Below are 15,123 nucleotides of genomic sequence, written 5' to 3'. Positions count from 1 at the left end.
TCAGTGAAAAAAATATTCAAGATTTTATTTATCAATATCGCTATTTTTACAGGGATGATTGCATCAATAGAATTGTCTCTTAATCTTGCAAAATTTATCAGGAACAAGGTTAAGTATTCAGAATCAGTTATTTCAAATGCGATCCAAACTGGCAAAACTATCTCAACTGAAAGGCATAAATTAGTATTTCACCCTGGTGTAGGACATTCTCATCAGTTAAATGATTTCAGGAAAAATATCAACACATCGGAACTAAGTTTTGATAACCTTTCTGCAACCGAAGTATTTCAAAATGATGATGACTTTTCATCACAATTTAAGGTTCTAACTTTAGGTGGTTCTACGACAGACCCATTAGGTACACAATTTTCTGGTTTCCGCGGGACGTGGGTTCATCATCTCTTTGATGGTATTTCACAAAACAATTTCTCGAGATACCTAGTTGAAAATGCAGGAAGTGCTGGAGCAACATCTTCTAACGAATTGTTGCGACTAATAACCAAGTTTCATAGTAACAAATATGACCTAGTCATTTCATTTAATGGTATCAATGAAATATATTTTTATTGGAATCCTTACTTAAGAAATAAAGAAAACGTTCTTGCTTCAAATATGCTTCTGAGGGGAATTAATTCTGGGGTTATAAAAGGATTAGAAGGAAAAACTTTTAAAATAGAGAGGACCTTCCCCTCAAATCTTATTGGGTACATTAAAGAGTCCACTACATTCAAGCAGTTGAGTAAATTAAAAACAAATTTTTTGAGCAAAAAAACTCTGAATCCTAATCTCACAAAGAAAGAATTGGGTGTCCATAACATCTCAAAGGAGGAAAAGGAACTGCTTGCTTACAGTGCGGGAATTTGGGAAAAAAATATTAAATTCATGAATTCTGCATCCCTAGCGATGAATTCAAAATATCTTGTAATCCTCCAACCTACACTTGGATTGAACAAAGATTACTGTAAAATCATAAATGAAAATTGTTTGATTTTAGATCGTAAAGACTACCCTAAATACCTTGCAAGAATAAGATACCTTTATTCAATACTTCGAGAACTGTGCAGCACAAAAAATTATTGTTTAGATATCTCAAATGATCTTGCTTTAACAATTGATGATTCACTTTATACCGATGCTAGACATCCTAACAATGAGGGTAATAAAAGAATCGCAGACCTAATTCGAGAGCGTGTTACACAAATGTTGGGTATGTAGGTTTAATGATATTTTTTTATACTTTTAATTTTTTGAGTAAACTTTCTAATTAATAACTCAGATGCGTAAATCATCAATTAATTAACATAAAAAACTGGTGGGTAAATTAACTCCATCTGGGATCATGTTAGTTCGTATTAGTTCATCGAGGTTCACTAGCGTTCTCTTTCTAGTGAATCCCCCTCCGTGATTTATTCAGAAAATTTTTTAATAAATATTTGTTTTAAAACAAGTCAAGATTAATATCTTTGAGGTCATAAATAGAATTTAAAATCAAGTCAGCGCCTGCATTTCTAAGATTTGTTTCGTAAGATTTACGTTCTTTTAATCGAGAATTTAAATGTAAATGAGGGGGAGCTATTCCGATACTTATGAATTTCTGAGATGGTATTTCCTTTCTCGCGTTTATAACTGTATTTATATCTGCAATAGTATCGCCTACATATGCAATGGGAATATTTGATTCGCCAAGTTTATCTCCAATAAGCTTTTTTGATAAGTTAATAAAACCTTTAGGATCAGGCTTCTCGGGTGCATCTCCCATAGATATTAATGGTGGTGATTTTAGTCCAAGTCTTTTTTCTAAAACAAATTTTGCAGAAGCAGACTCTGCACCACTAACAAAACCCCAGATTATTCCATTACCTTGAATTAAATCAAAAAACTTTTTATCAACTAATAATTCCTCATTTGTTATGTAACCAGACCAATATTTACTATCTTCATTTGGATCGGCACCAAAGTAAAACTCTTCAAAGCATTTTACTATTTCCTCTCTTGGAGGAATTTTAAGGTTTAAGTTCTCTTTTTTTATACATCTTTTTATAAGTTCTAAACTTAAATCCCAGTCATTATTCCAGATTCCTTCATTTTTTGCATTATCAATATCTATATAACTTGGCTCCCATCCGGAAAATTTGTAAACTGTTTTTTTTAATGAAAGTCTGTAACTATTTTCTACGCTGCGGATTACCCCATCTATGTCAAACAAAATTAAACCAATATTTTTCAATTTATTTTCTAATTATTACTATAAAAGATTAGTATTCTAATAAAAAAAAAGCAAAGAGAAAAATTCTATTTATCAAATAATGAATTATCTAAACTTAATTTTGTAAATATCCTCTTGGAGTGAGAAATATTTCATCAACTAGGGTTGTTTGAGAATTACCTATAATAATGATTGATAACATATCAATTTCTTTAAAAGGGATAGTGCCTAAAGTAAAGAATTTTTTTGATTGATTTTCTCTCCCTACTTGCCTAGCTATTAAAACGGGAGTATTCCCAGGCCTAGATTCTAAACATTGATCAATAACACTTTTTAGCTGCCAATTTCTCTCAATTGATTGAGGATTAAATAGAGCTATAACAAAGTCACCTATAAGAGCTCCTTCAATTCTTTTTTCTATTAAAGACCATGGAGTTAACTTATCACTTAAGCTTATTGAACAAAAGTCATTCATTAGTGGTGCTCCACTAAGAGCAGCCGCTAATTGAACGCTACTTATACCAGGATGTACTTCAAAATATGGTCTAGATTCTTTTTTGATTTTTTGTAGCAACTCCAAAAGTAGCCCAGCCATTCCATAGAAACCAGATTCACCTGAAGAAATTAAAGCTACTTTTACTCCTTCTTCGGCAAGTTTAATTGCTTTAATGCATCTTTCCCTTTCCTGAGTAAGTTTACTTTCAACTAAAACTTGGTCATCCCTTTTTAAGGGTTTAATTAAATCTAAATACATCTTGTATCCAATCCAAACAATACATCTTGAAAGTGCTTTTTTTGCATTACTGGTTAGGAAAGAGATATCACCAGGTCCACTTCCAATAATATGTATTTCGCCATTGGCCGGATAATATTGATTTTTTGATTCAGCCACAGCGATAGTTACTGCCCCAGATTGATTTTTAAAAATTCTTTTTTCTTGTAATAATTTTGATTTTTCTCCTGCTGCGAGTAAGCAAGAGGCTTCTGCTACGGAAGGTGTGCCAATTTCCTTGTGGACGACATTTGATGGATTTGGAACAATTATTTTTGAAAGATCTTCTTTACTAAAAAACTTTACAGGCAAGTTTTTTTCTTCAGAAAGTTCTAAGATTGCTTTCTCGTCTTTTTTAATATCAATAGTTGCAAATCCCGCAATTGATTGTTTTGATAAATTTCCTGTCTCCAAAAAATTATTTAAAGAATTTGATATTAATTCTTTACTTGTATTTCTTTCACATCCAATGCCAATCCATAATACGGGAGGATGCCAATTTCTTTTATTATTTTCGAATATACTCACATGAAATGTTGAATCTGGTTTTTCAATTTCTTTTTTATTAATTTGATTAATAATCTCACCTGATTCTGAAGTTTTCCATAAGCTATTACCAGATAATTGTTTGCAAAATATTTCTTCGTTCTTAGATTGTTTAATTACTAGTTTTGACCAATCTTTTATGTTGCCAGATCTTTTCCAACCCCATTGATTTCCAAATGAATCAAGATTTAAGAAGCTTTGATCATTGGAATTATTAGTTTCTATAATTTCGCCACCAAGTAAATTAGAAATTTGATATGCAATATTTTGCGTATTTGACTGATGTAAGCCAATTAAAGGAACTATTTTGGAACATTTTTTATCTATAACGATTACACCTGGATCTTGATCTTTAGAGGTTAAAAAAGAATTTATTATGCGTATTGATGCAGCAATTGAACCTATAAAAATTATTAAATCTAACTCAGGCCATTGTTTAAGTAATATTTCTCGCGGTTTATGTACTTGAATAAGTTCATTTTCCTCTCCATCATCTTTTGAAGAACCTGCAATATATATCTCTTCGACAAATTCGGTTTTTTTAAGCCTTTTTAAAATTTCTTTTGAATTATTAGATAGACCTATAGCAATTCCTTTCAAATCAGAAACTATTGATAGTTACGTTGAAATTATATCTTGTCGCTGGATTTAAAAAATTCTCTTTGAAATATAAAAAAAAATTTAAGAAATTTATATAAAATTTAAGTAAAAATACTCATAATTTAGTCATAGACTAGAATTTAACAAAATATTCATATAGTAACAATCATTAGAACATTTGTTACGTTAATGCATAACGAAAGAATCTTTGCCTTATTATTTTTGAAACGAATATCTAAAGTTCAGAATGATTCGTTTTCTTGAACATTATCATTAGAAATAAGTTCAAGATCCGATCAATCGGCTTTAATGTCAATTATTTTCGAGGTGCTAGATGACCATCAGCCCACCAGAAAGTGGAGAAAAAAACAAAAAAGTTTTGGAGGATCCTGTTAAGGCCGATCCAAGACCTATTGATTTTGCCAAATTAGATAAGCCAGGTTTCTGGTCAACTAAATTATCTAAAGGTCCAAAAACTACAACTTGGATCTGGAATTTGCATGCTGACGCACATGATTTCGATGTGCATACAGGCGATGCTGAAGAAGCAACAAGAAAAATCTTTTCAGCCCATTTTGGACATCTTGCAGTCATTTTTATATGGATGAGTGCTGCATTTTTCCATGGAGCAAGATTTTCTAATTATTCAGGTTGGTTAGCTGATCCAACTCATGTCAAACCAGGAGCTCAACAAGTATGGGCAATTGTTGGTCAAGAAATGCTAAATGCTGACCTTGGTGCTAACTACAACGGTATTCAAATCAGTTCAGGAATATTTCACATGTGGCGTGCATGGGGAATTACTAACGAGAGTGAACTTATGGCTTTAGCAATAGGTGCTGTAGTAATGGCTGCACTTATGCTTCATGCCGGAATTTTTCATTATCACAAAGCAGCTCCAAAAATGGAGTGGTTTCAAGATATTGAGTCTATGCTTAACCACCACATAGCTGGTTTAGTAGGACTAGGATCTTTAGCATGGGCTGGTCATTGTATTCATATCGGAGCTCCTACTGCAGCTCTATTAGATGCAATTGATGCAGGCTCTCCTTTAGTCATCAATGGTAAAGAAATAGCAACTATTGCAGATATGCCTATGCCGCATCAACTTTGTGATCCACAAATTATCGGTCAGATATTTCCAGGATTAGCAAGTGGAACAGGTAATTTCTTTAGTTTAAACTGGTTAGCTTTTTCAGACTTCCTTACTTTCAAAGGTGGACTTAACCCAGTGACAGGAAGCTTATGGATGACTGATGTTTCACATCATCATTTAGCTTTTGGTGTAATAGCAATTATTGGTGGTCATATGTATAGAACCAATTACGGTATTGGTCATAGTATGAAAGAAATATTAGATTCACAGCAAGGAGACCCAATATTATTCCCTGCTCCTAAAGGTCATCAAGGTCTTTTTGAGTTCATGGCAGAAAGTAGACATGCCCAGCTTGCGGTAAACCTAGCAATGCTCGGATCAATAAGCATACTTGTATCTCATCACATGTATGCGATGCCTCCATATCCATATATAGCTACTGACTATATGACAGTTCTTGGATTATTTACTCATCACATGTGGATAGGTGGATTATTCATAGTAGGTGCGGGAGCGCATGCTGGTATTGCGATGGTTAGAGATTACGATCCAGCTAAACATATTGATAATGTATTAGACAGAATACTTAAAGCAAGAGACGCATTAATTAGTCACTTGAACTGGGTATGTATGTGGTTAGGATTCCATAGTTTTGGACTCTATATTCACAACGATACTATGAGAGCTTTGGGTAGACCCCAAGATATGTTTAGTGATTCTGCAATTCAACTTCAGCCAATTTTTGCTCAATGGGTACAGAGTATTCAAGCATCTGCTGTTGGAACTTCGCTTTTAGCAGGTACTGCAGAAGCTTTACCTCACAAAGCTTTAAGTGAAGTTTTTAATGGAAGTTTAGTAGAGGTTGGTGGAAAGGTTGCTATAGCTCCTATTCCATTAGGTACAGCTGATTTAATGATTCATCATATTCATGCTTTCCAAATTCACGTAACTGTTTTAATACTTCTCAAAGGAGTACTTTACGCTAGAAGTTCTAGGTTGATCCCTGATAAAGCCTCTTTAGGATTTAGATTCCCTTGTGATGGACCTGGAAGAGGTGGTACATGTCAAGTTTCTTCATGGGACCACGTGTTCTTGGCTCTTTTCTGGATGTACAATTGTTTATCAATAGTTATTTTCCACTTCTCTTGGAAAATGCAGAGTGATGTTTGGGGACTTACCGGTGGTAATTTCGCACAAAGTTCCATTACTATTAATGGTTGGTTAAGAGATTTCCTCTGGGCGCAAGCTTCTCAAGTTTTAACAAGTTATGGCCAATCCATAAGCATGTACGGTTTGATGTTCTTAGGAGCTCACTTCATATGGGCATTTAGTTTAATGTTCCTCTTTAGTGGACGGGGATATTGGCAAGAATTATTTGAATCAATTGTTTGGGCACATAACAAACTTAAAGTTGCCCCAACTATTCAACCAAGAGCTTTATCTATCACTCAGGGTAGAGCAGTAGGTGTAACACACTTCCTTGTCGGTGGTATTGCTACCACATGGGCTTTCTTCCATGCTCGCCTTTTCGGCTTGGGCTAATTACCTGAACTTCACCTTTTTAATTCAATGGCAACAAAATTTCCATCATTTAACCAGGGTCTAGCTCAGGACCCTACAACCAGACGAATATGGTACGGAATAGCTACCGCTCACGACTTCGAAAGTCATGATGGTATGACCGAAGAAAAGCTTTATCAGAAGCTTTTCTCCACACATTTTGGTCATTTAGCAATAATCGCCCTCTGGGTAGCTGGTAACTTATTTCATATTGCTTGGCAAGGTAACTTCGAGCAATTTGTACTTGATCCGACCCACGTTCGTCCTATTGCTCATGCTATTTGGGATCCACATTTTGGATCTGGAATCACAGAAGCAATGACACAAGCTGGAGCTAGTGGTCCAGTAAACATAGCTTACTCAGGTCTCTACCATTGGTGGTACACAATTGGAATGAGAACTAATGAGCAACTCTTTCAAGCTTCAATTTTTATGAGTATTTTGGCTTGTTGGACTCTATTTGCAGGTTGGTTACACTTACAGCCAAAATTCAGACCTTCTCTAGCTTGGTTTAAAAATGCAGAGTCAAGATTAAACCATCATTTAGCTGTCTTATTTGGATTTAGTAGTATCGCTTGGACAGGTCATTTAGTTCATGTTGCTATACCTGAATCAAGAGGACAACATGTAGGTTGGGATAACTGGTTAACTGTGCTTCCACACCCTGCAGGATTAGCTCCTTTCTTTACCTTAAACTGGGGAGCATATGCTCAGAATCCTGATTCTCTAGATCAAGTATTTGGAACAGCTGAGGGAGCTGGTACTGCAATCTTTACCTTCTTAGGTGGTCTTCATCCTCAAAGTGAAGCATTATGGCTTACTGATATTGCGCACCATCATATTGCGATTGGAACAGTTTTTGTAATTGCAGGTCATATGTATAGAAATACCTTTGGTATTGGTCATAGCCTCAAAGAAATTACAGAAGCTCATAATACAAGACATCCTAATGATCCGCATAAAGGTAGTTTCGGAATAAATCATGATGGAATATATGAAACTGTAAATAATTCATTGCATTTCCAACTTGGATTAGCATTAGCATCACTTGGCGTAGCAACTTCACTTGTAGCGCAACATATGGGTGCACTTCCTTCTTACGCTTTTATTGCAAGGGACTACACTACACAATCTGCTTTATATAGTCATCATCAGTACATTGCAATGTTCTTGATGGTTGGTGCATTCGCACACGGAGCCATTTTCTTTGTAAGAGATTATGACCCCGAATTAAACAAAGATAATGTTTTAGCAAGAGTTCTTGGAACAAAGGAAGCTTTGATAAGTCACCTTAGCTGGGTAACCATGTTGTTAGGATTTCATACTCTTGGAATTTATGTTCATAACGATGTCGTTGTAGCTTTTGGTAATCCTGAAAAGCAAATTCTAATTGAGCCAGTATTTGCTCAATTCGTTCAAGCTGCTCAGGGTAAGATGATGTATGGATTTAATGCTTTATTATCTGATCCTACAAGTTCAGCAAGTCTCGCAGCTAATTCATTGCCAGGTAATCATTACTGGATGGATCTTATTAATAGACAAGATGCATTAAGTGCTTTCTTACCTATTGGTCCTGCAGATTTCTTAGTTCACCATGCTATTGCTTTAGGACTTCATACAACTGCATTAATCCTTATCAAAGGTGCACTTGACGCTAGAGGAACAAAATTAATTCCTGATAAGAAGGATTTAGGTTACGCTTTCCCTTGCGATGGACCTGGACGTGGAGGTACTTGCGATAGTTCATCTTGGGACGCTATGTACTTAGCAATGTTCTGGGCCTTGAATTTACTAGCATGGGTCACTTTCTACTGGCATTGGAAACACCTAGCAATTTGGCAGGGTAATGTAGCTCAATTTAATGAATCAGGGACTTATCTAATGGGTTGGTTCAGAGATTATCTCTGGTTAAACTCTGCTCAACTTATTAATGGATACAATCCATTTGGAGTAAATTCTTTATCTCCTTGGGCTTGGATGTTCCTATTCGGTCACTTAGTTTGGGCTACTGGTTTCATGTTCCTAATATCATGGCGTGGTTACTGGCAAGAATTAATTGAAACATTAGTTTGGGCACATCAGCGTACTCCTATAGCTAATCTTGTTGGTTGGAGAGATAAGCCAGTTGCACTTTCAATCGTTCAAGCTAGACTAGTTGGACTAGCACATTTCACGATTGGAAATATACTTACGTTTGGTGCATTTGTTATCGCATCAACCTCAGGTAAGTTTGGTTAAATTTTCCTTAAATAATTTAAATCACCACGTTTGTGGTGATTTTTTTTTGTTTAATTTTAGTGTTCTAAATTAAGTTAAAATTATATAGTTATTATTAAATATAAATGTCAGATATAAAACAATTAATTTCTATTATCGTCCCTGTTTTCAATGAAAGTGAGAGTATTGCCCTTTTATTGGATGAAGTTATAAATGTAATGTCATTTTATAAATTTAATTTTGAATTGATTGTTGTAAATGATGGTTCTAAAGATAATACTCAGCAAGTATTAAAACAACTAACTCTAAAAATTAAAGAATTGTCAGTTATTTCCCTTCGCAAAAATTATGGGCAAACTGCTGCAATGTCAGCTGGCTTTGATAATTCTAAAGGGGATATCGTCATTACTTTGGATGGTGATTTACAGAATGATCCAAATGATATTCCTAAATTAATTTCTGAAATTAATAATGGCTATGATTTGATTTGTGGGTGGAGGTTTAATAGGAAAGACAAATTAATTAATAGAAAGATACCATCAAAAATAGCGAATAAATTAATAGCTCTGGTAACAGGTTTGAAATTGCATGACTATGGATGCTCATTAAAAGCTTTTAAGAGAGAAATAATAGATGATATTAAGTTGTATGGTGAACTGCACAGGTTTCTACCAGTTTTAGCAAATATTGAAGGTGCAAGAATCAAAGAAATAAAAGTCAATCATAGAAGAAGGCAATATGGATCTAGTAAATATGGAATTGATAGAACTTTTAGAGTTTTAATGGATTTACTTACTGTTTGGTTTATGACTAAATTTTTAACAAGACCAATGTATGGATTTGGTTTTGTTGGAATTATAAGTATTTTTATTAGCCTTTTAATGAGTTCTTATTTGATAGTTTTAAAATTAATAGGTGAGGATATTGGAAATCGTCCCTTGCTAATGTTCGCATTAATATTAGGAATTGCTGGTGTTCAATTATTTAGCTTTGGATTATTGAGCGAACTATTAATTAGGACATACCATGAAAGTCAAAGTCGTCCAATTTATAGAATTAGATCAATAAGTAATACCAATCAAAATTGAATTTTTTACTTGAACTTTCTTATTAATAAAGCTGAAATTTCTACTACTTCAGGAGAAATATCTCTTAAGCCTTTTCGCAAAATTGGTAATGTTGATTTATCACTCAATTCTTCCGCAATTTTTAATGCTTTTAATTTATTTTTTGTATTACCCTGAAAAAGATTAAACATTTTATTTCTTTGAGAATTTTTATAAAATAATGAGTACTTTTTTTCTTCATGATTGTACAAAAAACTATTTTTACTAGAAAGAAATTTATTTTTTTTGTTTAATTTGACAGAATATAGATTGCCTTTACTAATTAACTTTTTAAAGTTTCTTTTTTTAAAAACTAGAAGTAATATTCCTATAAAAATAATAAGTACAATTACGAAAAAATTTAACATGTAAAAAGTTAATAATTTTTATATCATCCAGTAATAAAATTAACACTATTTCGCAGATAAATACTAAAGTGTTTAAAGATGTTTAAAGAATTATGCCATCTGATTTACCAAGTCTTTTACCTTCAATTTTTATTCCATTAATTGGTATAGCAATGCCTGCTGTTTTTATCGTATTGATTGGAAGATTTATTACAGCAACTGAATAAATTATTAAACACAAAACTATTAAAAAAATGAGCGACTTTCAAAAATCATTCTCAGAATCAACAAGTTCAATTAAGTTTGATGAGAAATACATAGATAGTTCTGTACAACCAAATGATATTGGTGTTGCAGAACAATGGGCAGTAAAAACAGTTGCTGATCCTTGCGTTGGTAATTTAGCTACTCCAGTTAATAGTGGTTATTTTACAAAAGCCTTTATAAATAATTTGCCTTTTTACAGAGAAGGTATTTCTCCTAATTTTAGAGGTTTAGAAACTGGAGCAGCTTTTGGATATCTTCTATACGGTCCTTTCACTATGACTGGCCCATTAAGGAATTCTGAATTTGCTTTAACAGCTGGACTTCTTGCTGCTATTGGAGCTGTTCATATCTTGACAGCACTTTTAGTTCTATACAATGCACCCGGTAAATCACCTAATGTGCAACCTCCAGATGCGACTGTTAATAATCCGCCAAAAGACTTATTTACGAGAGCTGGTTGGGCTGATTTTACAAGTGGATTTTGGTTAGGAGGCTGTGGAGGAGCTGTTTTTGCTTGGTTACTTGTTGGTACATTACATCTAGATACCATAATGCCAATCATTAAAAATATTTGGACTGCTGGTTAATTCTTAATTCCTAAATAAAAGAATAAATAATATTTTAAATTTAATTTGAAATTTAACGGCAGGCTTTAGTTACTAACGTATGGTTCTGTCCCATCTATAACTTCTAGTTACTCTTCCTGCTGAAATTAGTTTGGATTTATAATGCTTTGAGATTTTATCATTAGACTGTTTTAGGGTATCTAATCCTATTCCATTTCTGCCGAAATCCCTTCCAGAGCTATGGTAATAGAATCCATTTCCTTTGTAGATTCCAATATGATCACATTTCCCTTTATTTCCGAAAAATAAAAGATCACCTGGTTGTAGAGTTGAATAAGATTCGTTGAAATAAAAAAGGTGTTTACAAAAACTTTTTATTTGATAAGAGTCTCGCGGTATGGGGATATGATGTTTAAAAAAAGCAGTCTGAATTAACCCGGAACAATCAAAGTTGGGCCCTAATGTGCCTCCCCATAGGTATTCATTAGTTAACTCAGATTGATCCTTGATCCATTTTAAAATTGAGTTAACTTTATCTTTAATAAAGAAGTGTTCATTTTTTGAATGCTCAGTTTTTCCAAATTCGTATTTCTCAATAATTAATCCATCTAAATTTATCCAGCATATGTAACCATCTTCATACAGTTGAACAAGTATTCTTGAAAAATTATGGTTATGTTGATAAATGTTTGGATAAATTAGCCTAAAAATTCTATTTTTAAATATTTCAGTGACTAATTTATCTTCTTTTTCGTTTTGATATCCAGAAATATTAACTTTTAATTTCCACCAAATAGTTTTTGAAAAATTAGTTTGTTTAAATAGTGAGATAGGATTTTTATAATTTTCCATACAATGTCCTTTTACTATTTAAGTAAAGAGATGGGTCTAGCCTTAAATAATATTTTAGGGAAAGCATGCTCTTATAATAAAGATTTTTCAAGAGAAGATATAGCCATAACTTGGATTAATTATAAAAGTGAAAATAAAAGTGTATTTAAAGGTTTTGGAACTGGTATTAATAATAAAAAAATGGTTTATCCTGCAAGCATAGTCAAGCTGGTTTATGGCCTTGCTGCATATTATTGGATAAAAAAAGGAAGTTTATTTTTATCAGATGAACTTATTGATGCTGTAAGTAAAATGTTATCTTTCTCGAGTAATAATGCAACAAGCTTCTTAATTGATTTACTTACTGGTACAACAAGTGGACCTTGTATTGAAGGCGAATTATGGGAAAATTGGAAATATCAAAGAAGTATAATAAACGATTGGCTAAATGATTTAAAATGGAAGGAATTGAGTGGTATAAACTGCTGTCAGAAGACTTGGGATGATGGCCCATTCGGTCGGGAAAAAGAATTTTATGGATATGATAATAAGAATAGAAATGCAATGAATTCTGATTCAGCTGCAAGGGTTTTGGAGGAAATTATGATTCATATTGATTATGAAAAAAATGACTTAAATTTACGAGGTTTTTTAAAAAGAAATTTAGATAAAGTTGCTCTTAAAAACGATTCTCTCAATCAAATAGATGGCTTTTTGGGTGAAGGATTACCACAAAGCATTAATTTTTGGAGTAAAGCAGGCTTAACGTCTGAAGTTCGACATGATTCAGCTTGGTGGACTAATAGTCAATCTTTACACACTTTATTAGTTGTTTTTTGTAATGGAGAAAAATATTCTAAAGATGCTTCCTTTTTACCATTAATAGCCCAAAAAATATATGAATTTAATAAGAGATATCCTTTTGAGGACTATAGTAAATCGTCTAAATAACTAGAATCTATTTTATCTGTATAGGCTTCATAAGGTAACATCATTACCTCTTCAAAATCTAAATCATTCATAATCCATTCTCTATATTCTTCTAATAAACTTCTTCTATCTTCATTACCTAATTCATAAATACGCAATGCTGTATCTTTGAAATTTTCCTTAATTAAATTTTCAATTTCTTTATTTATCATTTTACATTAATTCTCCTTCTAAAATCACTCTTCTTATTGTTGATAATGCAATTCCCGTTTGTGATCTGATCGATCGATATGAATATCCCTCATTACGCAATCTGATGACTAAAGATTCTTTTAAAGGACTTATTTTGGGCCTGCCTCCCAGATTATTTCCAGATAATTTTCTGCGTAATAGTTGTTCTTTTTTTCTTTCACCTAAACTTTTGTCTTCTAAATTATCTAATTCATATAAAATCTTAAAAATTGAAGAATTTGATTTAGAGGATTCATTATCAGCAAAAAAATCATTCAAAGTTCTCAATTTAATATTCTTATTAATAAGTTTATTTATTGTCCGCAAACATTCTTTTTTATTTTTAAATGCTCGATCAAGCTGAGTCATTATTAATTGATCGCCTTCAGATAAGCAATTTATAGCTTTATTGAGTTGGGGTTTAATTTCTTCATCTAAACTTATCAATTCAGAGAAAACTAAACTACAACCCTCTTCCTTTAAATTTTTTATTTGTTCTTCTAAGTATGCATGTTCATTATGAATAGCTCTAGCATAACCTATTGCTTTAGAGCTTTTATATTTTTCAGATAGTAAAAGACGTTTTCTTTTAAATTTAAAAGACAATGTTTTATTAAATATATATTTTTTACTGTACCAATAAATTAAAAAAAAACACATTTTTAGTACAAAAAAGTACTTTAGACTCTTAATTTTTGAGCTATCTGATATATAATTGAATTGTTTTGAAATCTGTATTAAAAATAACGTTCTAAATACTGTTTTAATTTTAGTTTATGAAACAAAAATATTGTGTATGTAATAAATCGAATTAGCAAGTTTTTAATTATCGATGGATTAGTTAAATTCATTTATTTTTTCACTTCATAATGAATAGACTTCATTGTTGAAATTATAAATAGTTAATTCAAATTGTTTTTAGTAAAATAAGTTTATAGGTTAGAAACAATCAAATTGACTAACAATCCAAATAGTTTAATATCAAAACCTGATTGGTTAAGAGTAAAAGCTCCACAAGTTGAGAGAATTGGGAATACTGCAAATTTGTTAAATGATTTAAATCTCAATACTGTATGTCAAGAAGCAAGTTGTCCTAATATTGGTGAATGTTTTGCTAGTGGAACTGCCACTTTCCTCATAATGGGTCCTGGCTGTACTAGGGCATGTCCATATTGTGATATTGATTTTGATAGATCTAAAAGAGAATTAGATCCAACAGAACCATATCGTTTAGCCGAAGCCGTTTATAGAATGAAACTTAAACATGTTGTTATAACATCAGTCAATAGAGATGAACTTGAGGATGGTGGCGCATCTCAATTCTTTGAATGTGTTTATCAAGTAAGAAAAAAATCTCCAGAAACTTCTATTGAGCTTTTAATTCCTGACTTTTGTGGCAACTGGAAAGCTCTTGAAAAAGTTCTTGATTCAAATCCAAACGTTTTAAATCATAATATTGAGACTGTGCCTTCGCTATATAAAAAAGTAAGACCTCAGGGAAAATATGAAAGAACTCTTGAGTTACTTAAAAGAACCAGAGACTATTCTCCCAAAGTTTATACAAAGTCAGGCTTTATGCTTGGTTTAGGGGAAAAAGATGAGGAAGTCTTAAGTCTTCTTAGGGATTTAAAAAGTAATTTCGTTGATATTGTTACTATTGGCCAATATTTATCTCCTGGCCCTAATCATTTACCTGTTCAAAGATTTGTGAGTCCCTCAAAATTTAATTACTTTAAATTTTTCGGGGAAAAAGATTTGGATTTTATGCAAGTAGTTAGTTCTCCTTTAACTCGAAGCAGTTACCATGCTGAAGAGATTCAAAAACTTATGAAAAAGTATCCAAGATAG

General features: G+C 32.6%; 14 protein-coding genes. 8 read left to right on the top strand and 6 right to left on the bottom strand.

The genetic code is table 11. The features are described from left to right. Positions 1 to 3 precede the first annotated feature (3 nt). The gene (locus tag HA141_RS08600) at positions 4 to 1,215 is read left to right on the top strand and encodes a hypothetical protein (protein WP_209118829.1); all 1,212 of its coding nucleotides are present in this window, start codon (positions 4 to 6) and stop codon (positions 1,213 to 1,215) included. A 223-nt stretch (positions 1,216 to 1,438) separates the two neighbouring features. On the opposite strand, the gene HA141_RS08595 is transcribed toward HA141_RS08600, so the two are convergent. After that, positions 1,439 to 2,227: a TIGR01548 family HAD-type hydrolase gene (locus HA141_RS08595; RefSeq protein WP_209118827.1), complete on the bottom strand. Its 789-nt coding sequence runs from the start codon at positions 2,225 to 2,227 to the stop codon at positions 1,439 to 1,441. 94 nt (positions 2,228 to 2,321) lie between these two features. Next, entirely contained in the window at positions 2,322 to 4,124 is a 1,803-nt protein-coding gene (gene cobJ / locus HA141_RS08590; protein ID WP_209118825.1) for a precorrin-3B C(17)-methyltransferase, read from the bottom strand. 334 nt (positions 4,125 to 4,458) lie between these two features. Here cobJ and psaA point away from each other — a divergent pair, with 334 nt between their 5' ends. The 3 genes from psaA to HA141_RS08575 all read left to right on the top strand — a co-directional run bounded on the left by psaA (position 4,459) and on the right by HA141_RS08575 (position 10,085). Continuing rightward, positions 4,459 to 6,762, top strand: coding sequence for a photosystem I core protein PsaA (gene psaA, locus HA141_RS08585; protein ID WP_011863632.1), 2,304 nt, complete (start codon positions 4,459 to 4,461; stop codon positions 6,760 to 6,762). Between the two features lie 27 nt (positions 6,763 to 6,789). After that, positions 6,790 to 9,018: a photosystem I core protein PsaB gene (psaB, locus tag HA141_RS08580; protein WP_011819135.1), complete on the top strand. Its 2,229-nt coding sequence runs from the start codon at positions 6,790 to 6,792 to the stop codon at positions 9,016 to 9,018. 104 nt (positions 9,019 to 9,122) lie between these two features. Continuing rightward, positions 9,123 to 10,085 carry a glycosyltransferase family 2 protein gene (locus HA141_RS08575; protein ID WP_209118823.1) on the top strand — a complete coding sequence of 321 codons (963 nt, stop codon included), beginning with the start codon at positions 9,123 to 9,125 and terminating at the stop codon, positions 10,083 to 10,085. 5 nt (positions 10,086 to 10,090) lie between these two features. On the opposite strand, the gene HA141_RS09670 is transcribed toward HA141_RS08575, so the two are convergent. Then, positions 10,091 to 10,255 (bottom strand): hypothetical protein, encoded by a 165-nt coding sequence (locus HA141_RS09670; RefSeq protein ID WP_245157321.1) that lies wholly within the window; start codon positions 10,253 to 10,255, stop codon positions 10,091 to 10,093. 308 nt (positions 10,256 to 10,563) lie between these two features. Between HA141_RS09670 and HA141_RS08565 the strand changes: the two genes are divergently transcribed. Beyond that, positions 10,564 to 10,677, top strand: a complete 114-nt coding sequence (locus HA141_RS08565) for a photosystem I reaction center subunit VIII (RefSeq protein WP_209118818.1) — start codon at positions 10,564 to 10,566, stop codon at positions 10,675 to 10,677. A 27-nt stretch (positions 10,678 to 10,704) separates the two neighbouring features. Then, a complete protein-coding gene (locus HA141_RS08560) occupies positions 10,705 to 11,304 on the top strand; it encodes a photosystem I reaction center protein subunit XI (RefSeq protein ID WP_209118816.1) in 600 nt (199 codons plus the stop codon). Positions 11,305 to 11,376: 72 nt separating this feature from the next. Here HA141_RS08560 and HA141_RS08555 read toward each other — a convergent pair whose 3' ends face one another. Further along, the gene (locus tag HA141_RS08555) at positions 11,377 to 12,135 is read right to left on the bottom strand and encodes a C40 family peptidase (RefSeq protein WP_209118814.1); all 759 of its coding nucleotides are present in this window, start codon (positions 12,133 to 12,135) and stop codon (positions 11,377 to 11,379) included. Between the two features lie 3 nt (positions 12,136 to 12,138). On the opposite strand from HA141_RS08555, the gene HA141_RS08550 reads away from it, so the two are divergent. Continuing rightward, complete coding sequence (locus tag HA141_RS08550) at positions 12,139 to 13,065, top strand: serine hydrolase (RefSeq protein ID WP_209118812.1); 927 nt, start codon at positions 12,139 to 12,141, stop codon at positions 13,063 to 13,065. Here the strand turns inward: HA141_RS08550 and HA141_RS08545 are convergent. Both HA141_RS08545 and HA141_RS08540 read right to left on the bottom strand, forming a co-directional pair. Further along, complete coding sequence (locus tag HA141_RS08545) at positions 13,044 to 13,256, bottom strand: hypothetical protein (protein ID WP_209118810.1); 213 nt, start codon at positions 13,254 to 13,256, stop codon at positions 13,044 to 13,046. The genes HA141_RS08550 and HA141_RS08545 overlap by 22 nt on opposite strands. Before the next feature lies 1 nt (position 13,257). Further along, complete coding sequence (locus HA141_RS08540; protein ID WP_245157320.1) at positions 13,258 to 13,881, bottom strand: recombinase family protein; 624 nt, start codon at positions 13,879 to 13,881, stop codon at positions 13,258 to 13,260. Positions 13,882 to 14,229: 348 nt separating this feature from the next. Here HA141_RS08540 and lipA point away from each other — a divergent pair, with 348 nt between their 5' ends. Further along, positions 14,230 to 15,123, top strand: coding sequence for a lipoyl synthase (gene lipA / locus HA141_RS08535; protein ID WP_209118806.1), 894 nt, complete (start codon positions 14,230 to 14,232; stop codon positions 15,121 to 15,123).

Source organism: Prochlorococcus marinus XMU1402, from assembly GCF_017696205.1.
In the GTDB taxonomy this organism is placed as follows: Bacteria; Cyanobacteriota; Cyanobacteriia; order PCC-6307; family Cyanobiaceae; genus Prochlorococcus_A; species Prochlorococcus_A marinus_AC.
The sequence above is the reverse complement of the archived record's forward strand: the minus strand, read 5'-3'. Positions and strand labels throughout refer to the sequence as shown.